The organism is Chitinophaga sp. S165, assembly GCF_003182155.1.
Taxonomy (GTDB): Bacteria; Bacteroidota; Bacteroidia; order Chitinophagales; family Chitinophagaceae; genus Chitinophaga.
In genome coordinates this window covers 397237-417449 of sequence record NZ_QGTG01000001.1, presented here as the reverse complement: position 1 = coordinate 417449, position 20213 = coordinate 397237, and the positions used below count along the sequence as shown (strand labels likewise).

Here is a 20213-nt window from a genome sequence, read left to right as displayed (position 1 = left end):
AAGGGCCTTTTTCAGAGGGATTGAGATCGGATCAAGTCCACATCATCTCCACCTGGAAAAGGCCCTTTCTTCTTCCGGATCATACCTTTACTACTGATGTTTTGCAGCCCACTCTCTCAGCATGGTGATCGTATCGAACAAGACACCTGCTTCTCCTCTGAAATCGCCTGAACCTTTCGGCTCGCCTGTACGTACGTCGTACCATTCGTAAAAACCTTTACGGGCTATTGTACGCGCTATGATCGGATCCAGTTCATCAATGGCTTCCTTAATAAACCCATTGGCAATAAGCGCCTGGATCATACGACCGCCGAACCAGGTCCAGTCGCCTGCGTTCTGATATACGTAGGGATGCATATTAGGAAATTCTGCTGCCGGATAAGGCGGGTATACGGTTATGCCGATAGTCGCGAATTTCTCTTTTGCAGCGGCATTGACCATCTGTTGATTGATCACCGCAATTTCTTTGGGTGTATGGAACCCGGCTAATATAGCGCAGGCGGAACCACCGGTATACAGTATTTTGTTTTCATTGAAGGAAGCTGGGAAAGGGCTGCCATCGAGGTAAAGGTGAGGAATGTACTTTTGAGCGCTTGTCTGCCAAAGATGTTTACGTACATTCTCTTTAACGTGGCGGCCAGTAGCAGCCCAATCCTGTGTTGATTTGTATGATGCAGGTTTTACTGCCAGGAAATCGTTAATAGCTATTGCATACATCGCGTTATCATAGATATCGGCCGCCCATTTTGTTTTATGGTTGATCACAACGCCCCATCCGGTTTCAGGCTGTACATCACCCCAGTCAACAGTAGTAGCGCCTTTCACCAGTCCATACTTTTCTGCCCAACGCTCGTTGAGGATATAAGTAAGTGCGTCTTCCATTCTTCGTATAACGGTCTTCTCTCCTATTTTTTCCTGTAAAATGGAGGTGTCGCCGGTTACGTCTATATACTTCCTGATAGCCTGGATCAGGGAAGATTCCTGGTCAGTTTCCACAGTGTTCTTATGGGCCACCCAATCCGGCGCCTGCGGGAAGTAGCGGAACTCATATCCTACGGCTGCTTTTTTGATATCAATGAAGCCATCTACGATGTCTCCTCCGTTGCCCTGCATTTTGAAGAACAGCAGCAACATAGCTTTCACTTTCTCCGGAGAATGGACCTTGAGAGAGCCTTTGATGAAGGTATTGAGGTCCCTGATCCAGACTTCCCCGTAAGAGGTGCCGGCATTGAAACCAGTTAACAAGCGTAATGCCCTGGCCTCAATGGTGTCCAGGCGATGGTCATTACGAATGATCCTGGACAGTTCCTTGTTGTCCGTACCCTGTGCTTTAACAGGCGCGTGGAAGGCGAATAAGGACAGGGAGATGATCAGGTAAGCGGTGTATATCCTCATATATCTGTGTATTAACTCTTAAGACGAATGTACGAACATGTATTTACATGTACAAACATTATGTACACACAAAGAAAATATAGGAATCTTATATTTGCGGCATGCAACCCATCTTCCCTACCCTTTATTCTACGCTCAGCCCAACTGCATTAGCCACGTATATCAGCCAGCAGTATACTTTAGGCCCCGTTCAATGCAAGTTTATTGTCCGCGGTGTGGGCGATACCTATCTAGTGACCGCAGCTGCGGGACAATTCATTCTGCGTATTTACCGGCCTACCCACCGTACCCTACCAAATATACAAGCGGAGGTGGAATTATTAACGGCATTGAATACGGCAGACATCTCGGTATCGTATCCGCTGGCGGACAAACATGGCCATCATATCCAGTCATTGGAAGCTGCTGAAGGTACCCGCCATGCGGTACTGTTCACCTATGCCGAAGGCCGCGCCCATAATCTGCTGTCCGAGGTACAGCTACGCAATTTTGGCCGGGAAATGGCCCGTTTTCACAATGTATCCTCACAGCTCCATCTAAGTGAGGAGCGCTGGACCTTTGACCTGGAAACGACCCTATTCGGTCCCCTGGCTGCTGTGAAAGATCATTTCAGTGAAGATCCTTCTACCTATGGCTGGCTGTTACAGGCAGCAGATAAAGTAAAGACGGTACTGTCGCAGCTCGATATTACCCGTATCTCCACCGGCTATTGTCATTACGATTTCCTCCCAAAGAATTTCCACTTTGATACCTTGGACAATATTACCTTCTTCGACTTTGATTTCTTCGGAAAAGGCTGGCTGGCAAATGACCTCATGACCTTTCGCCAGCAGTTGCTCCTAGACATGCATGTGGGCCGCCTGACGGCAGAACAGGGTGAGAAAACCTGGTCGCTCTTCCTGGACGCCTACCAGACCGAGCGTGTGTTAAGTGAGGCCGAACTGGCAGCAATACCTTACCTGGGATTGGGATTCTGGGTGTTTTACATGGGCTTCCATGTAACACACGATCAGTTTTACCCGTTGATGCAGCCGCATATGTTGCAAGGCCGGTTTGCGGCAGTACGGAAGATGATGGAGCAGGAATGGAGGGATGTGAGTGTGGTTGAGCGGTAATATTGTCAGCATACCATTTCTGGGATTTGACATGCATTATCCATGCCTTTACTATGCCTTTGGTATGTCTTTAGTATGGGGTAATATGGGGAAGTGGACGACATTTTGACACGGTGGACGGCCTTACTTCCCTCCATTAGCCAATAATTCTGTTACTAAGGTGTGCACCATTGTACAGGGATTGCGTTCATGGAATGTTGTCTCATTACTATAATGAGCCGCTAATTTCGTGGCCCTTAATAAGGCATCTGCAGTCCTCTTTTTTAGTTCTGGAAGTACAAATTCCTCAAATGAACTTCTCTTTTTAAAGGCACCTTTATAACTGAAATGAGAATGAGTAGTAAAGCGTTTTAAACTGTCCGTTGTTGGGGTCAGATTCTTAAAAATGTCAGTCAGGCGATCATAAATGAAATTACGATGTTGGGCCTCGGCAGGTGTAATGTCCTCAAAGTGCAGAAGCACCCAAAGTTCGAAAGCATCATTACTCCATGCCACTTTCAACCCAGCATTCAGCCCATTCTGAATGGCCAGGCTCCAACCCGTATTATTTTCACGCTGAATTTGTGTAAGATCAACATTTTCCAGATCGCGGTCATATACACACCATAGATTTTCAGTAATCATATTTTTCAAGCGATAACTACCCTCTGCAAATTCCATGTAACCAGCTTCAATACACTTCGTCACAGTGTATTGCAAATTTTTATGGCCACTACGTTGATTGCCTATTACGTTAATTCTTAGCGCTTCACTTTCAAAAGACTCGAAGTAACATGGTTCACTAACCTCATCCTCACAATAGATCACAAATACATTTACTGTTTCTTCTGCTCTGGTATCGTCGGTTTTAAAATCCCATGCACTGCCTGCCATTACTATCGGTTATTTTCAGATTCTTCTAAATAGTTGCCAAGTACGGGAAGTGCTCCGTAAGCACCACTCAGGTATTGCCTTGCGAAGTCGGCATTATTTCTAATACCCTTCAGGTCCGAAAGTGAATACAGATTGGTTTCCTCTGTTCGTGTCTTTTCTGCAAAATAAAACTGATCACGACGCATATATTCCGGATTCATCAGGTTCGTATCATGGCTGGTAAAAAGCAACTGCGCATTCCCTTTATTTACACCAGCATTCTGAAATAGAGAAATAAGCCTCTTCAGCAGTGACGGATGAAAATTGTTATCTATTTCGTCCGAAACAAAAAGCCCACCATTCTCAAATTTTTGAATTAACTCCCCGATATAATTATAGTATTTTTGGGTTCCTCCGGATTCGTCTCTGTCGAGATATAATAATTCCTGTCTGGCCACCTGGCCTTCTTTGTTATAAACATTTTTTAATAAATGTACCTGAGGCTTGGGACGAAAAGCTCCTCCTACCATGGAAATGCCAATATCCGCATAATTCATTCCCACAGCTCTGAGCCATGCTAATACTATCCTGTTCTTGCCATCAAGAATCAATCTATCGGTCGGACGAACATCGTTCTGAGGTTGATTTCTTTCCCGGAAAAAGTCCGGATAGCGAGTCAAACCATCGAAGCTTACATTTATTCTAAAATAATCGCGAATAGCCCGGGATATGGGACCATCATAAGAAGAGCAGAAGGTTAGAAAAAGTGAATCACTTCTTAACTTGTCTTTGGGAAGCTGCAATCCTTCAGAAAACCATTCGGGGTTGGAATCGATCTCCGATCCTTTGCGTCTGAAATAGTATGTTTCATTCTTTGAAGCAGGTCCAAACAACCACTCTTCCTGAATTTCCATCTTTTTCCCTATTGTAAAACCATATCGATACTTAACACCGCTCACAATCAGTATTATTTGAAAATACCCCTCGTTATTCTGTGGTTCAGATACGAATTTAAAAGGATTGACCAATGATGCCATGCCCTCAAGCTCAATAGAACTAATGAGCATATCTGAGAAAAACTTCAGCCCCTCCAGCGCATTTGATTTTCCGCTAGCATTCGCTCCATATATACCGGCAATTTTCAGGCACTTCGTGCCATTATCATCAATGATATTTCTTTCATCGACGGATTTATTTTCTGATACAAGTCCTGTCGCTTTAAAGCTCAAGGTTTGCATCTGATTAAAAGATCTATAATTTCCTATGCTGAATTCCACTATCATATGCACCTAGTTATTTTTTACAAATAATGCGTACACATGAAAATACCCATTTTCCTTCTATCTGCAAAAAATATGCAAATTTTAATTTTTTACACAAAAAAACAACTGATTTAAATTGATAATTGCTTTAATAATGGATATAAATAGCGACGTCCCGGGGAAGGCCCCGGGACGTCTTAGATTTGTTGTACCCCTCAGTGGTTGAGAACCCTGAAGTATCTTTAAACGTTAAAACGGAAGTGCATAACGTCACCATCGTTCACGATATATTCTTTACCTTCTATGCGTAAGCGGCCGTTATCACGGCAGGCTGTTTCGGAGCCGTACTTTACATAGTCATCATAGGCGATCACCTCTGCCTTGATGAAACCTTTCTCGAAATCGGTGTGGATCACACTGGCAGCCTGTGGGGCTTTCCATCCGGTGTGGATGGTCCAGGCCCTTACTTCCTGTACACCTGCGGTAAAGTAGGTCATCAGGTTCAGGAGGCCATATGCGGAACGGATCAGGCGGTTGAGGCCCGGTTCGGTCAGGTTGTATTCGGAAAGGAACAGTTCTTTATCTTCAGGAGATTCCATTTCGGAGATCTGCGCTTCGATACTGTTGTTCATCACTACTACAGTAGCACCTTCTCCCTTTACGGAAGCCTGCAGCTGTTCTGAGAATTTGTTGCCGGTCAGCATGGATGCTTCGTCCACATTGGCTACATACAGCACCGGTTTTTCAGTCAGCAGGAACAGGTCGGCGATCGCTACGCGGTCTTCCTTGCTCAGTCCCAGCTCACGGATATTTTTACCTTTTTCCAGGTGTTCCTGGCATTGTTTCAGGATTTCGAATTCTTTCTTGGCTTTCGGATCACCGCCGGTTTTAGCCATTTTCTCGGTACGGGCGATTTTCTTTTCCACGCTTTCGAGGTCTTTCAGCTGCAATTCGGTGTCAATGATCTCTTTATCGCCTACAGGGTTGATAGCACCTTCTTCCCTGAGGATGTTATCGTCTTCGAAGCAACGGATCACGTGTACGATCGCATCAACCTCACGGATATTGGCGAGGAACTTGTTTCCAAGACCTTCCCCTTTGCTGGCGCCTTTCACAAGACCTGCGATATCTACAAATTCTATGGTGGCTGGGACTACGCGGTTAGGTTTTACCAGTTCCTCCAGTTTGGCCAGTCTTTCATCCGGAACGTCTACAAGTCCTACGTTAGGTTCAATGGTACAGAAACGGTAATTGCTGGCCTGCGCTTTAGCGCTATTGCTTACCGCATTAAATAAAGTCGACTTTCCTACATTCGGCAAACCAACAATTCCTACTTGTAACGCCATTTTTTAAAAAATTTGCGCGAAGATAATGCTTTTTTAGCTATCAAATTCAAGTGCCCGTCTACGGTCATCTGGTATAACACAGATTTCTACTTTTAATATTAAATTTTTGCCATTAGATTTGATGTTCAATCATTTCACATATATGGCATTAAACTATGTCTGGCTGGCATTCTTCCTGATCTCTTTTGTTGTGGCTGTTTGCCGGCTGATCTTCCTCCACGATACTGCCGTGTTCACCACTGTTATGAATGGCATGTTCGAAAGTGCCAAGACCGGTGCAGAGATCTCCCTGGGGCTGGCGGGTATTATGACCTTCTGGCTGGGGATCATGAAAGTCGGGGAGAAAGGTGGAATGATCAGTATCCTGGCGAAGGCGGTAGACCCTTTCTTTTCCAAGCTATTCCCTGGGATACCTAAAAAGCACCCGGCTATGGGATCTGTACTGATGAACTTCAGCGCCAATGCGTTAGGACTGGACAATGCAGCCACCCCTGTAGGGTTGAAGGCGATGAAACAGTTGCAGGAGCTGAACCCGGAACCGGACACCGCCACCAATGCACAGATCATGTTCCTGGTGCTTAATACGGCTGGGATCACGCTGATCCCCACCTCAGTGATCGCCCTCCGGCTTGCCGCCGGTTCTCATAATGCCGCGGATATCTTTATTCCTACACTGATAGGTACTTTTATTTCCTTCGTTTCCGGGCTGATAGCGGTAGCCCTCTACCAGCGCATCAATTTACTGAAAGCGCCGATAGTTATTACATTCAGCATTTTTGCCCTGCTCATATACGGCCTGTACCGGATGATGCCTTACTTCACGACAGAACAGCTGGCTGAGTATACCGCTTTCGTAGGCGGGTTCACCATTTTTGCCATTATTATAGCTTTCCTGACATTGGGCGTTGTTAAAAAGATCAATGTCTATGATGTGTTCATTGATGGCGCAAAAGAAGGCTTCCAGGTATCTATAACCATTATTCCTTACCTGGTAACAATGCTGGTAGCTATCAGTACGTTCAGGAACACGGGATGTATGGACTATGTACTGGACGCTATTGCCAGCCTGTTTGCCGGACTGGGCATGAATACAGATTTCGTACCTGCCTTGCCGGTTGGATTAATGAAACCATTAAGCGGTGGCGCAGCCCGGGCGCTGATGGTAGATGTATTGAAAACCCATGGCCCGGACTCGTTTGCAGGTCGTCTGGCCAGTATCATACAAGGCTCAACTGAAACCACGTTTTACGTACTGGCGGTGTATTTCGGTTCAGTAAATATCAAAAAGACAAAATACGCACTGACGTGCGGCCTGATCGCTGATGTAGTAGGATTAGTGGCTGCAATTGTTTTGGGCTACATTTTCTTTCATTGATTTCTTTTACTAACTTGGGGCCCACCACCAATAAATCCGCTTCCACCAAGGGGAACTCTTAATCATTTAATGTCATTTGCTGTCATGCCTAAGAAAACGCTTCATGAAGATTGGATTGCTGTAATTATTGCTTTTTTAACTATTGGCCTGGTGCTTTTTGGCCTGAAACCCGTATTCCCGAAGATCGCGGTCTGGAATGAAGCCTCCGTTGTGACGGCCCAGTTCGGAGGAGCTGCCGTCTGGCAACAAACGGGTCTTTTATTCCTTTGGGTGTTCGGCAGTTTATTGCTTGCCAAAGCATTCACGGGAAAGGTGGAGGTTGCAAGATTATTTGTCTCCCTGTTGTTTATTGTTCTTGTCTCTTTACTGGCGCAGTTCATCGCTGCCAATAAAACAGTGAAGGATTTCGGTGTAGAGGTTGTTCTATTCAGCCTGATACTGGGACTGTTGATCAGCAACATATTCGGCATACCGGCTATACTGAAACCGGCCATACAAACAGAGTTGTATATTAAGATCGGTCTCGTACTGCTGGGCGCTAATGTATTCTTCCAGGACATTATAAAGGCCGGCGGACTTGGTATACTGCAGTCGGTAGCCGTGGTATTCACAGTATGGTATTTTAGCTTCTGGGTATGCCGGAAACTGAAGCTGGACGATGAGTTCCGCATGATGATCTCCAGTGCGGTATCCATTTGCGGTGTGTCGGCAGCGATTGCTACTGCAGGTGCTATTGAGGGCGACAACAAGAAATTATCACATGTCATTTCCCTGGTGCTCATTGTGGCGATCCCCATGATGCTGTTCATGCCCTATATCGCTGTTTGGGCGCATATGTCGCCAGCTGTTGCAGGTGCATGGCTGGGTGGCACAATCGATACCTCCGGTGCGGTAGTGGCGGCAGGTACCATGCTGGGAGAAGAGGCACTAAAATACGCTACGCTGGTGAAGTTCTCACAGAACGTGTTACTCGGACTGGCCGCATTCTTCATTTCCCTATACTGGTCTTATTCCCGTAAAGAAGCCGGATATGAGAAACCTACCCTTCGTACTATATGGGAGCGTTTCCCCAAGTTCGTACTGGGTTTCGTACTGGCATCCCTCCTGTTTTCCTTTGTGCTGCCGACAGCAACTGTAGCTGCTGCAAAAGGTCCTTTAAAGGAACTGCAAACATATTGGTTCGCTATTGCGTTTACCTGTATAGGACTGGAGACTAAGTTCACCGATATCTTTAAAATGGAGAATGGCCGTCCTGCAATGGCCTTTATCATTGCCCAGGCCTTTAATATCATATTTACACTGGTAATAGCTTACCTTGTGTTCGGTAGATAATTATGCATGATTATCCAAAGACCACGGGGAGCTATTCACCGTGGTCTTTGGATGATCAGCTATCTAACTACGAACATGCGGTACCCCAATGAACAAGAGAGATTATTGATCGCTGCCGGTATAACCGGTTATCTCTTATTGCTGATCATCACGATCATTCACCGGCAACCGCCGCTATTTGATGAGCCTCTTTTTATTTCCAATGTCCTTCTTCTTGATCAATATGGTCTTTCGCGTGAGTTTCTGCTGAATATAGACAACCAGGCGCCTGGCCCCTTGTACCAGTTCGTACACTATGTACTACGTCCCATCACACATTTACAGCCACCGGGAATCCGGCTGGTGAATGCGTTTATGTTACTGATGATCATCGTGCTGCTGGCAGCGATCGTACGAAAAACGCAGGCACAGCGAAGGATAAAGAGGAACGTATGGCTGCCGGCGTTACACATCATGGCAGTGCCTATGATATGGCAGGTATCGGGCATGGCATTAACAGAAGTACCGTCCATGCTGTTTGCCACTTTATCTATCTGGCTACTGCAGCTGGCTCCTGATTACACGCGCAGGCAATGGTGGTTCGGTATATGCTTATCACTACTGGCAGGTATCTGCCTCGGCCTGGCAATACTCGGCCGTTCACCTTTTCTAATGATCGTTCCAGCCTCCCTGTTGTTACTATTGCAAACTGCGCGGGAACGGAAACGCTGGGTAATTATCAGTATATACATAGGCGTGGCCCTGCTTTGTTGTATACCTGTATTCGTGATATGGGGAGGATTGACGCCGCCGAAGCAGGCCGTTATCAGTGAAGGTGGAATTGTTCCCTGGCATGGGATACTGGCTTTTGCATATGGGGCTTTGATCATACTGATCGTAGCACCGGCGTGGTTCAGTTACAACCGGCTGATATTGCTGGTATTGGTCCTGTTATACATTATATTGCTGCCGGTTAACTATTACTGGCTGCATTATACATATGCGCCGCTTAGTGAGGCGTTGGGAAAGATCGTCCCGGCAGCTATCATGCAGATATATCCTTATCTTATCTCTCCCCTGCTGCTCACTCTTGCACTGTACTTTCTGTACTGTGCATTCCTGCAGTGGATGGAACGGCGCACGGAGCCATTTTCCCTGTTCATACTGCTGTCTCTCTTACTGATGCTCGCTACCAGTTTTAAGGTAACACATCTTTTCAGTTCGAGGTATGTGGCACAGACGGCTCCTTTATTCATCATTATGCTGGCGCCTTACATCCGTGTGAGCAGGGCGCAATTGATAAGGTTTGCTGCCGGAATGATCATTGGTCTGTTATCACTGGAAACGTATTTCCTTTTCAGATAAATATGGCTCAGTCGTATTTGCCCGTCTTATCTTCAATGCTAACGTCTGCGTCCTTCCTAATCTGCATTTTCACATATACGAGCAGTTGAGAAGCTCCGGCTTTAAAGCAGACTTCCTGCGCCTTGCGGACTACTTCCATACATTCGTCGTAGGTTCCTTCTATTACCGTCTCAAAGGGACATACCCTGTACTTCAGTCCTGAAGCCTGTATTACAGCGATAGCCTCATCTACCACGGCATATACCTGGTCGCTCGGAACAGAAGGAAGGATCTGTAATGCTAAGTTGATCTTGTGTGCCATATTGATTGTATACTGTTGTTATCAGCTTTTTTTCCATTTAACCTCATAGAGGTCTTTACGCATATCTTTCTTCGTCTGTACACTGCCAAAGGCATTTAACTCTTTCAGCAGTACAAGGTCTACGTCTGCAATAACCACCATTTCGGTATTAGCCGTGGCATCTGCTTTCACACCGGTAACCGGGAATGCAAAGTCAGAAGGCGTAAGTACAGCGCTCTGGGCGTATTGCAGGTCCATATTATTGACCTTCGGTAAATTGCCAACACAACCCGCCATCGCTACGTAACATTCATTCTCTATAGCTCTGGCCTGTGCACAGAACCTCACACGATTGAAGGCGTGTTGCGTATCGGTCAGGAAAGGTACAAACAATATTTGCATTCCCTGTTCCGATAAGATACGCGAAGGTTCCGGAAACTCTACGTCATAACATATCTGGATACCAATTTTGCCACAATCTGTATCAAACACTTTAAGCTGATCTCCGCCCTTTACGCCCCAGGCGTATACTTCGCTGGGCGTCGGATGCATTTTTATATATTGTTCATAGGTACCATCACGGCGGCAAAGGTAACAGATGTTGTAAAGAGCTTCATCAATTACAATAGGCATACTGCCGCAGATGATGTTTACATTATAGGATACGGCATGTTTTATAAACTGATCTCTCAGCTGCTCTGTATATTTTGCTACTCCCCTGATGGCCCCGGCAGAGTCACGCTGGCTAAACTCTGCCATGAGCGGAGCATTGAACAACTCAGGGAATACGACAAAGTCCGATCCGTAATCGCTCACGGCATCTATAAAATATTCCACCTGCTCCATGAAACCTTCCATACTTCCATAGTCGCGCATCTGCCATTGTACAAGTCCGATGCGCACGGTAGACTTATTATAGCGGATCGTATCCTGGTCTTTTTCGTAGTAGATATTATACCATTGCAGCAAGGTGGCGAAGCCCCTGGAAGATTCATCATGCGGCAGATAATTCTTCAGGATCTTTTTTACCTGGAAGTCGTTCGAGAACTGAAAGGTCAGCGTCGGATCATAGATCTCTTTATCGCGCACTTTCTCGATGTAGTCTCTGGGCGACATTTCATCTGCATACTTCAGATAATTCGGGATACGGCCACCTGCAACGATACCACGAAGGTTCAGTCTTTCGCAAAGGGTCTTACGCGCATCGTACAGGCGGCGGGCCAGTCTCCGGCCACGGTAGTCAGGATGTACGAAGACCTCGATACCGTAAAGTACGTCTCCTTTACGGTCGTGTGTACTGAATGTATAATAGCCTGTTATTTGTTCATACGTATGTTCGTCACCGAATTTTCCGTAGTCGACAATAATGGACAGTGCACAGCCGACCACTTTATCATTGACGGTAACGGCGATCTGTCCTTCGGGAAAAAGCTCTACGAGCCTGCGTATGGTGGGTTCGCGCCAGTAGCTGCCCTCCATGTCTGCGTAGGCGGAAACCATGGATTCTTTCAGGTCGAGGTAGTCTTCAGGGGTTAACTGCCTGATATCGATTGTTTCGAAAATGTGTTTAGAGGCCATAATAATGTTCGCTTTTCTTTTAGTGCTGCTTTCTTTAATGTAAAAAAAGTAGCTATATTTGGGACGTTTTTAGCCATGCTCCCTTGAGACCTCGATAAGTAATTATATCACCATAATTCTTAACTGCAGTGTCACTCATCAGGAACCGGGATATTGTCATCATTGGATTACAACAGTGGTATACCCCAATAGGAAGTAATTGTAAGAATATAGCGTTACAATTTGCGCGCCACAACCGTGTGTTGTATGTCAATTCACCGCTGGACAGGCGAACCATCTTACGGCAAAAGGATGATCCCAATATCTCTTATCATCTTAAGACCTTACAGAATAAAGAACCTGCGATCGTACCGGTCGGGGAAAATCTATGGAGCTTCTATCCTTCTTCTGTACTTGAATCTATTAACTGGCTGCCGGCTCCGGCATCGCCTCTCTTCTCCTGGTTAAACAAACGGAACAACCGGAAGTTTGCTGCCAGCATCAAAGATGCTATGGACGCTTTGGGGTTCTCTGACGTTATCCTCTTCAATGATAACGATATTTTCCGTGGTTTCTATATGAAAGAATTATTGAAACCGTCCACTTACATCTACTATAGCCGGGACTACTTGCTGGGTGTGGATTACTGGAAGAAGCACGGCGAGAAACTGGAGCCCCTGCATATCGCAAAAGCAGACGTTGCGGTAGCGAACTCCAACTACCTGGCGGACATGCTGAGAAAATATAATCCAAAAAGTTATTATGTCGGTCAGGGATGCGATCTGAGCCTGTTTGACGCCAGCCGGGAATATCCTCTACCGGCAGACATGGAAGGCATTGACAGACCTATTATAGGTTATGTTGGCGCATTGAATTCCCTGCGGCTGGACATCGGCATTCTTGAGCATATAGCGAAAGGACAGGATTGGTCGGTGGTATTGGTTGGTCCGGAGGATGAAGAATTCCGGAAATCTATCCTCCACCAGTTACCCAACGTACATTTCCTGGGCAGGAAGGAACTGAAAGAGCTGCCTGCCTATATAAATGCGTTTGATGTCTGTATCAATCCCCAGCAGGTGAATGTACTGACTGTAGGTAATTATCCATTAAAAATAGACGAATACCTGGCTTTAGGAAAGCCGGTGGTAGCAACCGCCACCCGGACGATGGAATACTTCGATTCTCACACTTATCTTGCCCGGAATGCAAATGAGTATGTTACATTGATCAATAAAGCCCTTGAAGAGGACAGTCCTGAACTCAGGGAGCGCCGCATTGAATTTGCCCGCTCACATAGCTGGGAAAACTCTGTAACAGCCATTTATAAGGCAATACTAAATAACGCATGACCAGATGAGCACTTTTGAAAGTCTGAAAGGCAGGATTAAAAGTAATCCGGGCCTTAAACAATTTACACACCGTTTGATAATGCCTAAAGGCCAGGCAAGGCCCCGTTTATGGATCAGATGGATCGTGAACCGCTTTGTACATAAAAGGGGTAAAGGCGCTATTGTACGCCGTTATACCCGCCTGGACGTATTTCCCTTCAACCCCTTCACACTTGGCGCAGGATCTATCATTGAAGATTTTGCCACAGTCAATAACGGCATGGGCGCTGTACACATCGGCGACCGGGTACAGGTCGGTATGGGTAACGTACTGATTGGTCCTGTTACGATAGCCGACAATGTGATCATTGCACAGAACGTGGTGATGTCGGGACTGAACCATGGTTACCAGGACGTTGATGTCCCTATCGGTATGCAAACCTGTACTACGGGAGAGATCTATATTGGCGCCGACAGCTGGATCGGTGCGAACGCTGTGATCACGGCAGGCATAAAAATAGGGGAACATGCGGTGGTAGCAGCGGGTAGCGTTGTTACCAAGAATGTTCCCCCATTTAGCATTGTAGCCGGGAATCCTGCAAGACTCATCAAACAGTATAACCCGGCTACAAAATTATGGGAAAAGGTCCCCTGATGTTTTAGTTAGCTTTTATAAACTTCGTACTCCACTTATACGTACTGTTCTTATACGTTACCTGCAGGACATATGTACCTGCTGGCAGAGAGGATATATCCAGCGCCTGCTGCAGATTATCGCCCGCCGGCAGTACATAGCTCTTCATTGCAGCACCTGACATGTTGAAAATGGTAATGGTGCCCTGGGTAGCATTCTTCATGTGTTGCTTGAAGTAGAGCGTACTAACGGCCGGATTCGGATAGGTGGTCAGTTCCGGAATGAACGTACCATCGCTATTCGCATCAACAACGGTCACTTCGAATGTAGAACGGCTGCTCAGTTTATTAGCGTCTGTTACTGTCAGTTCGAATACATAACTACCAGGGAACGCCATACCGGAGATCTTCGTCGTTACTGCATTCGGAGCAGAGAAGACAGCCTGCAGCGGACCATACACCTGCTTCCATGCATAAGATGTGATGGTGCTGTTTCTGGAGTAAGAACCACTGCCGCTCGCATTCATACTTTCTACCGGCAGTTTGATAGTGAGGTCACCCTGCGTACGTGAAACCGGAGGAACGTTATTATTGTTGTTGTTATCATTATCCTTCGCAGGCAGTACTGTCACTGTTATCCTGTCGGTAGCAGTGGCCTTGTCGTCATCAGTTACGATCAGTTCAAACTCGTACGTACCTTCTGTCAAAGCAGACGCCACATTGATGATACCCTGTGAGTTAGAGAAGCGTACATCTTTACCGGATGTTTTCCACCACTGGTAGTTAGTGATCACGCCGTCTGCATCGGAAGAAGCGGCAGCATTCAGGATGACGCTATTCACCGGCAGTGTGATGGTTACATTATTACCCGCAACCGCTACAGGCGCTTTATTAGCCGCAGGAGGCGGCGGTGTAGCAGCTTTCACTATTACCCTCATGGTGTCTGTATCGGTCACATTATCATCGTCAGTAACTGTCAGTGCCAGTACATATGTACCCTGTACGAGGCCAGTCGCTTTTGTTACCGCAACGTTGTTCTGGGTGAAGGTACCGCCAGCAGGACCGCTTACTTTCTTCCATAAGTATTTCGCGATCTTGCCATCTGCATCTTTGGATGCGGAACCGTCGAGTGTTGCAGTATTTACCGGTAACGTAATGGTCACGTCAGAGCCCGCGTTGGCTACAGGTGCTTTATTAGTTTGCGGAGCAAGGTTCACTCTTACTACTACGTTCGCAACATCTGTAGCATTATCATCGTCTGTCACTGTCAGGGAGAACGTGTAAGTGCCACCTATCAGTCCTGTTACAGCTGTTTTAGCCAGCGTAGGACTAGTGATCGCACCGCCGGTAGCCGGACCGTCTATCTTCTTCCACGCATATTTAGTGATCTTACCGTCTGCATCTTTAGATGCAGAACCGTCGAGTGTTACTGTATTTGCAGGTAAAGTAACAGACACGATGGTTGTACCCACGTTTGCAACAGGAGCCTTGTTAGGAACAGGAGCAGGATTTACTACTACAGTTACATTCGCGGTAGCGGTAGCATTATCATCATCTGTTACGGTCAGTGAGAATACATAAGTACCCTGAATCAAACCGGTCGCTTTTGGCGCCACCACATTATTCTGTGTGAAGGTCCCGCCATTCGGACCGCTTACTTTCTTCCATAAGTATTTAGTGATCTTGCCGTCTGCGTCTTTAGATGCGGAACCATTCAGCGCTACTGTATTTGTTGGCAACGTGATGCTTGTATTGGTACCTGCATTTGCTACAGGCGCTTTATTAGGAACGGCAGGGTTCACTTTCACCGTTACGGAAGCCGTATTAGTAGCATTTTTATTGTCGGTCACTGTCAGAGAGAACACATAAGTACCGGCAATCAGGCTTGTGATGTTTGTTTTCACCGCTGTAGCTGTTGCAATAGCGCCACCTGCAGGGCCACTTACTTTCTTCCACTCATATTTGCTGATAGAGCCGTCTGCATCTGCAGAAGCCTTACCGTCGAGAGTAACGGTATTAGTTGGCAGGGTGATGGTCACTGCGCTGCCTGCATTCGCAACAGGAGGTTTGTTCGCTGCAGCCGGATTTACTTTCACAGTGATACTGTCTACATCTGTAGCAGCTTTATCATCTGTAACTGTGACAGTAAATATATAAGTACCGGCAGTCAGACCAGTCGCACTGGTAGTTGCAATCGCTGCGTTGGTAATTGTTCCTCCTGTTGGACCGGAAAGTTTCTTCCAGGCGTATTTGCTGATCTTACCGTCTGCGTCGGTAGAAGCAGCCGCGTTGAGCGTAACGGTATTTGTCGGCAGGGTGATAGTAATATCCTTGCCTGCATTAGCCAGTGGCGACTCATTACCTTTACCCGGGGCTTTAGGACCCTGGTATTCATAGGCGCCAACATCAAAGCCGCCGTTCACGGGACGTTTATTACCGTCAAGGTCATCCACCAGTCCGAGGTCGGCCACTGATTTACCACCGTCAATAGCTGTTGACGTATTAGTAAGATGCAGATCACCACTTGCTACACTGGTCACTACCTTACCTGCATTTGCAGTAGTAGAGAACAGATTATTGCCGTAGTCGAATTTGATGTTCTGCGCACCTCTGATGTAGAGGCCATCGGTCGGATAGCTGCCACCTAATGCTTTCTCGATAATGAGGTTATTGTACACTCTATGCCCGACAGTGGTCAGATATGCGTATATCTTGATACCTGCATCGCCGGTATTATAGATCGTATTGTTGTAGATATAAGCGGTGACAGGTTCCAGGACAAGTTTATCAGCCACCTGGATACCTTCTCCGTTCGCTACATTGGAAATGGTATTGTTGTACACGTAAGAGACACCTGACCCGAACAACGCGATACCAGGCAGGTATCCGTTGTCCACCACGTTGTCATAAAGTCTTACACGGGAACCGCCGCCCATCAGCATACCGTAACTCTGTGCATCCAGTCTGGTGGTACCATAGTTACGCACAGTATTGTGATGGACCTTATTGGTGCCCAGGTCACACATAGATACCTGGATACCATCCTGGCCCATGTACTGGAGGTCGTTGTCGTGCACTTCCAGGTCCTGAATATGGTGGGATTTAATGCCCTGACAAAGGAGGTAATCCATTATGTAATGGGTGTTACCGATATAGAAACCTTCGTAGTCAGCGTAACGTCCTTTAATGTGGTGGATCTTCACGTTCTTCATCACGTACTTACCTTCCCAGAACTGAGGATTATTACACTCCTGGGTAGTTTTGGCTACCATGAAGGACCCTACATCATGAACATAGAAGTTGTGGATATCAATATCGGTACTACCGGAGCCCAGATAGATCCCCTGCATTTTTATGCCCAGGAGGTTCTGTCCTTTGATGTCAAAGCCGTATTCGATACCAGGGGTGCCTGACCCCGTAATGTGCAGGAATTTGCCGCCCATGATACCAAAGGATACGTCTGTCTTTAAAGTATTGATACCTGTTCTTACCACACCGCCGCAGTTCATGACAACGATGGGTTTAGCAGCCGTACCTACCAGGTTACCGAGTTGAATAAATTCGTAATCGCCCGCGGGGATACAGAGTGTATCACCAGGGTTCAATTTGAAGGTCTTCATGGCATCGGTATAATACATGCCATTGCCGATATTTGGTTTTGCCATTACCTTCTTATTGCCGCTGGCAGGCGGCGGAGGTGGCGAGCTAACCGGCGCGCCTTTCTCGTATTGCAGCATCCACTCATACACGTTCATGCCGTTCTCCTTATAGGAAGGATCATAGGCGGTAGACCATGCATCGTGTCCTGCTGCATTGAAAATAGTGAGTTTGGGTTCCGGATTCGGAGAAGGAGAATACTTCTCCATCATAGACACCCAGTCTTTGGAATATTGGGAAGGTACTGTTGGGTCCCTGTCATTATGAATGAACCATACCGGTACATCGTTTTTAGCCAGTATGTTTGGCCTTGTAAGAAGCTGTAGTGGATTCATGTTACCCGCAATTGGCACAACTGCCGCAGGAATGCTGGCGTAAGAATCATCTGCACTGGCAAAATCTTCCGTAACACCACCACCCATACTCAGGCCGGTTACATAAATACGCTTGGGATCAATCCTGAGCTTAGTTTTCAGGTAATTGATCAGGCTACGTACATCCACCGGACTGGGAATGCTCTTAAACTGTGGTGAAGCCACTATAAATGAAAAAGTTTTGCCTTTGACTTTAAAAGAGGTGGGAAATGTTCCGTCTTCAATTAGTTTCGGAACGCCGTTCCTGAGTACGGCAGGCAGCTGCGTCGTACCGTTGCCCAGTTCTCCTATGCCGTGAATGAAGATCAGCAGCGGGAAAGCCTCATTGCTGCTTGCATATGACGGCGGAACGTATTCATAATAACCTCCGGAATTTGTAACACTTGTTCCGGCCAGTGATACCGCTTTCTGTTGAGCGGTTACTGCTAATGTTGCGTACAGTGTCACTGCTAGATATGCAGTGAACATCCTGAACATAGTTGAGTACAATTGTGTCATCAGTCAGGTTTTTCAAATTATATATGGTGCACTTGTACGGAGGGTCATCTCCGCTTTCTAAAAAATGACAAAGCAACTCAGTTGTAAATGGTTAAAGCACGCTGGATGTAATCGTGTACGTTGTCCCAACAAGGTCTTCTTCAAGGTCGTCGTAATGTATGCTTACTCGCCTGGTTCTTTCATAAGGGCGTCTGTCTGATTATTATGCTGGTGTGTTCTAATCCCCTGATATTCTTCTATTTCTTAGATATTTCTCAAGATCCGGCGGCAAAGTACAATTATTTTGTTTGTCAAATTGAATATTTTTTATATGTAATTATACTAATTTATAAAGTATAGGAAAAATAAATATGTAACATTCTAAAAAATATAATATTGCCGGGCCTGTAACAAATTAAATTTTGTCAAATTTTTACATTATGGTAATATTGTAGCCATCGGAATATACCTTCCCCAATAACCTGATCCTGTAAAAAGACCGCACAATATTTCAATTCATTGGTTTTCATATAACATACATGGGATTTAAATTATTATCGGTACTTAACAACAGGCACTTTCACTCTTTATTAGGCAATCTGGTCTCGGCTTTTCTGAATGTATTATCCTTTGCCATCCTCGTACGTCTACTATCGCTTTCAGCCTTCGGAGAATGGGTTTTGTTTATAGGCACATATACTGTGCTGGATCAGATCCGTACTGCATTATTACAATCCGGTATTATTAAATTCTACACCGGTGCGGATGAAAAAACGGGTAAAGAAGTAGCGGGAAGCGCCTGGTACCTGGTGCTCATTCTAACGGGCGTGTACCTTCTTCTGAACCTTATCGCCGGTCTTGTATTATACAGCTATTTTGATGAGACCTGGCGCTTCTTTATGCGTTGGCTGGGCCTTATGACATTGGTTTCTGTTCCATTCAACATTGCGAGTTGGTTCCTACAGGCAGAGCACCGTTTTGATAAGATATTACAAATACGTTTCTGGCAGAATGGCGGGTTCCTGGTAATGATATTACTGTTTCATTTTCTAAGTGATGTAACACTACCCCATGTGTTATTTGCCTATACGATCGGCCTTACAGCAACAAGTATTTTCACGCTGGTAATGGGATGGACGAAGATCCGCAGCCTCATATACAGCACTAAGAAACAGGTGATCATACTGGTAAAATACGGCTGGCTCATTGTAGGCAGTATGATCTCTTCCGGCTTTCTCAATTACTCTGATAACTTCCTGATCCGGACAATGATCAGTCCTGCGGCCGTGGCTATCTACGCTATTCCGCAAAAGTTCATGGAAGTGATCGAGATCATTCTGCGCAGTTTCGTAGCCACCGCACAGCCTACACTTTCAGGCGCTGCCAATAAAAATGACTGGGCGGGCGTATCCCGTGCATTCAGTCGTTATACCGGTGTTGTCAGCATTGTGATCATTCCTTTCATTATCGGCATGATCCTGTTCACCAAGCCGCTTATTATTATCCTGGCGGGCAGCGCATACCTGCCAGCTACCGATGTCGTACGTATATTCCTGTTATGCGCCGTCTTATATCCTATAGACCGTTTTATCGGGGTTGCGCTGGATATGATCAACCGGCCGCTGACTAATTTCTATAAGAATTTCATTAAGCTTATACTAAATATTATTGGCGATATCCTCTTCATCTATTTTACCCACGATGTACGCTGGGTGGCATTTGGCTCTTTTTTGAATATGATCATCTGTGTAGTGATCGGGTATTATATGCTGAAGAAGTATGTGCCGTTCACCGCTGGCGAGATTGTTAAGCTGGGCTGGGCGGAGTGCCAGTTACTGCTGGAGAAAGTGGGCGGAAAACTGCGATTGGTGAAATGAGTTTTTTAA

The 20213-nt window shown here is 46.1% G+C and carries 14 protein-coding genes; 7 read left to right on the top strand and 7 right to left on the bottom strand.

Features of this window, described 5'->3' with window-relative positions; translation table 11 throughout:
• Positions 1–90: 90 nt before the first annotated feature.
• The gene (locus C7475_RS01570) at positions 91–1395 is read right to left on the bottom strand and encodes a GH36-type glycosyl hydrolase domain-containing protein (protein WP_110050326.1); all 1305 of its coding nucleotides are present in this window, start codon (positions 1393–1395) and stop codon (positions 91–93) included.
• Between the two features lie 101 nt (positions 1396–1496).
• Here C7475_RS01570 and C7475_RS01565 point away from each other — a divergent pair, with 101 nt between their 5' ends.
• On the top strand, positions 1497–2510 hold the full coding sequence (locus tag C7475_RS01565; protein ID WP_110050323.1) for a phosphotransferase enzyme family protein: 1014 nt from the start codon (positions 1497–1499) through the stop codon (positions 2508–2510).
• Positions 2511–2633: 123 nt separating this feature from the next.
• Here C7475_RS01565 and C7475_RS01560 read toward each other — a convergent pair whose 3' ends face one another.
• The 3 genes from C7475_RS01560 to ychF all read right to left on the bottom strand — a co-directional run bounded on the left by C7475_RS01560 (position 2634) and on the right by ychF (position 5970).
• Positions 2634–3383, bottom strand: coding sequence for an RloB family protein (locus tag C7475_RS01560; protein WP_110050321.1), 750 nt, complete (start codon positions 3381–3383; stop codon positions 2634–2636).
• 2 nt (positions 3384–3385) lie between these two features.
• Positions 3386–4645, bottom strand: a complete 1260-nt coding sequence (locus C7475_RS01555; protein WP_110050319.1) for an ATP/GTP-binding protein — start codon at positions 4643–4645, stop codon at positions 3386–3388.
• Positions 4646–4866: 221 nt separating this feature from the next.
• Entirely contained in the window at positions 4867–5970 is a 1104-nt protein-coding gene (gene ychF, locus C7475_RS01550; protein ID WP_110050316.1) for a redox-regulated ATPase YchF, read from the bottom strand.
• Between the two features lie 142 nt (positions 5971–6112).
• On the opposite strand from ychF, the gene C7475_RS01545 reads away from it, so the two are divergent.
• From C7475_RS01545 to C7475_RS01535, 3 genes are all read left to right on the top strand, one after another.
• Complete coding sequence (locus tag C7475_RS01545) at positions 6113–7345, top strand: nucleoside recognition domain-containing protein (protein ID WP_110052783.1); 1233 nt, start codon at positions 6113–6115, stop codon at positions 7343–7345.
• An 84-nt stretch (positions 7346–7429) separates the two neighbouring features.
• Positions 7430–8677 carry a YeiH family protein gene (locus tag C7475_RS01540; protein ID WP_110052782.1) on the top strand — a complete coding sequence of 416 codons (1248 nt, stop codon included), beginning with the start codon at positions 7430–7432 and terminating at the stop codon, positions 8675–8677.
• Positions 8678–8683: 6 nt separating this feature from the next.
• A complete protein-coding gene (locus tag C7475_RS01535) occupies positions 8684–10021 on the top strand; it encodes a glycosyltransferase family 39 protein (protein ID WP_110050314.1) in 1338 nt (445 codons plus the stop codon).
• Between the two features lie 7 nt (positions 10022–10028).
• On the opposite strand, the gene C7475_RS01530 is transcribed toward C7475_RS01535, so the two are convergent.
• Positions 10029–10322, bottom strand: a complete 294-nt coding sequence (locus C7475_RS01530) for a thiamine-binding protein (protein WP_110050312.1) — start codon at positions 10320–10322, stop codon at positions 10029–10031.
• A gap of 21 nt (positions 10323–10343) precedes the next feature.
• The gene (locus C7475_RS01525; RefSeq protein WP_110050309.1) at positions 10344–11879 is read right to left on the bottom strand and encodes a bifunctional GNAT family N-acetyltransferase/carbon-nitrogen hydrolase family protein; all 1536 of its coding nucleotides are present in this window, start codon (positions 11877–11879) and stop codon (positions 10344–10346) included.
• 128 nt (positions 11880–12007) lie between these two features.
• Here C7475_RS01525 and C7475_RS01520 point away from each other — a divergent pair, with 128 nt between their 5' ends.
• A complete protein-coding gene (locus C7475_RS01520) occupies positions 12008–13207 on the top strand; it encodes a glycosyltransferase (protein WP_110050307.1) in 1200 nt (399 codons plus the stop codon).
• A 4-nt stretch (positions 13208–13211) separates the two neighbouring features.
• Positions 13212–13841, top strand: coding sequence for a DapH/DapD/GlmU-related protein (locus C7475_RS33470; RefSeq protein WP_110050305.1), 630 nt, complete (start codon positions 13212–13214; stop codon positions 13839–13841).
• Positions 13842–13845: 4 nt separating this feature from the next.
• Here C7475_RS33470 and C7475_RS01510 read toward each other — a convergent pair whose 3' ends face one another.
• Positions 13846–18348, bottom strand: coding sequence for a PKD domain-containing protein (locus C7475_RS01510; RefSeq protein WP_110050303.1), 4503 nt, complete (start codon positions 18346–18348; stop codon positions 13846–13848).
• Positions 18349–18866: 518 nt separating this feature from the next.
• Between C7475_RS01510 and C7475_RS01505 the strand changes: the two genes are divergently transcribed.
• Positions 18867–20204, top strand: coding sequence for a lipopolysaccharide biosynthesis protein (locus tag C7475_RS01505; RefSeq protein WP_110050301.1), 1338 nt, complete (start codon positions 18867–18869; stop codon positions 20202–20204).
• Positions 20205–20213: the final 9 nt, after the last annotated feature.

Coding starts and splice junctions, on each gene's coding strand:
- C7475_RS01570 (WP_110050326.1), bottom strand. CDS start 1,395: ATGAGGATATACACCGCTTACCTGATCATCTCCCTGTCCTTATTCGCC.
- C7475_RS01565 (WP_110050323.1), top strand. CDS start 1,497: ATGCAACCCATCTTCCCTACCCTTTATTCTACGCTCAGCCCAACTGCA.
- C7475_RS01560 (WP_110050321.1), bottom strand. CDS start 3,383: ATGGCAGGCAGTGCATGGGATTTTAAAACCGACGATACCAGAGCAGAA.
- C7475_RS01555 (WP_110050319.1), bottom strand. CDS start 4,645: ATGATAGTGGAATTCAGCATAGGAAATTATAGATCTTTTAATCAGATG.
- ychF (WP_110050316.1), bottom strand. CDS start 5,970: ATGGCGTTACAAGTAGGAATTGTTGGTTTGCCGAATGTAGGAAAGTCG.
- C7475_RS01545 (WP_110052783.1), top strand. CDS start 6,113: ATGGCATTAAACTATGTCTGGCTGGCATTCTTCCTGATCTCTTTTGTT.
- C7475_RS01540 (WP_110052782.1), top strand. CDS start 7,430: ATGCCTAAGAAAACGCTTCATGAAGATTGGATTGCTGTAATTATTGCT.
- C7475_RS01535 (WP_110050314.1), top strand. CDS start 8,684: ATGATTATCCAAAGACCACGGGGAGCTATTCACCGTGGTCTTTGGATG.
- C7475_RS01530 (WP_110050312.1), bottom strand. CDS start 10,322: ATGGCACACAAGATCAACTTAGCATTACAGATCCTTCCTTCTGTTCCG.
- C7475_RS01525 (WP_110050309.1), bottom strand. CDS start 11,879: ATGGCCTCTAAACACATTTTCGAAACAATCGATATCAGGCAGTTAACC.
- C7475_RS33470 (WP_110050305.1), top strand. CDS start 13,212: ATGAGCACTTTTGAAAGTCTGAAAGGCAGGATTAAAAGTAATCCGGGC.
- C7475_RS01510 (WP_110050303.1), bottom strand. CDS start 18,348: ATGACACAATTGTACTCAACTATGTTCAGGATGTTCACTGCATATCTA.
- C7475_RS01505 (WP_110050301.1), top strand. CDS start 18,867: ATGGGATTTAAATTATTATCGGTACTTAACAACAGGCACTTTCACTCT.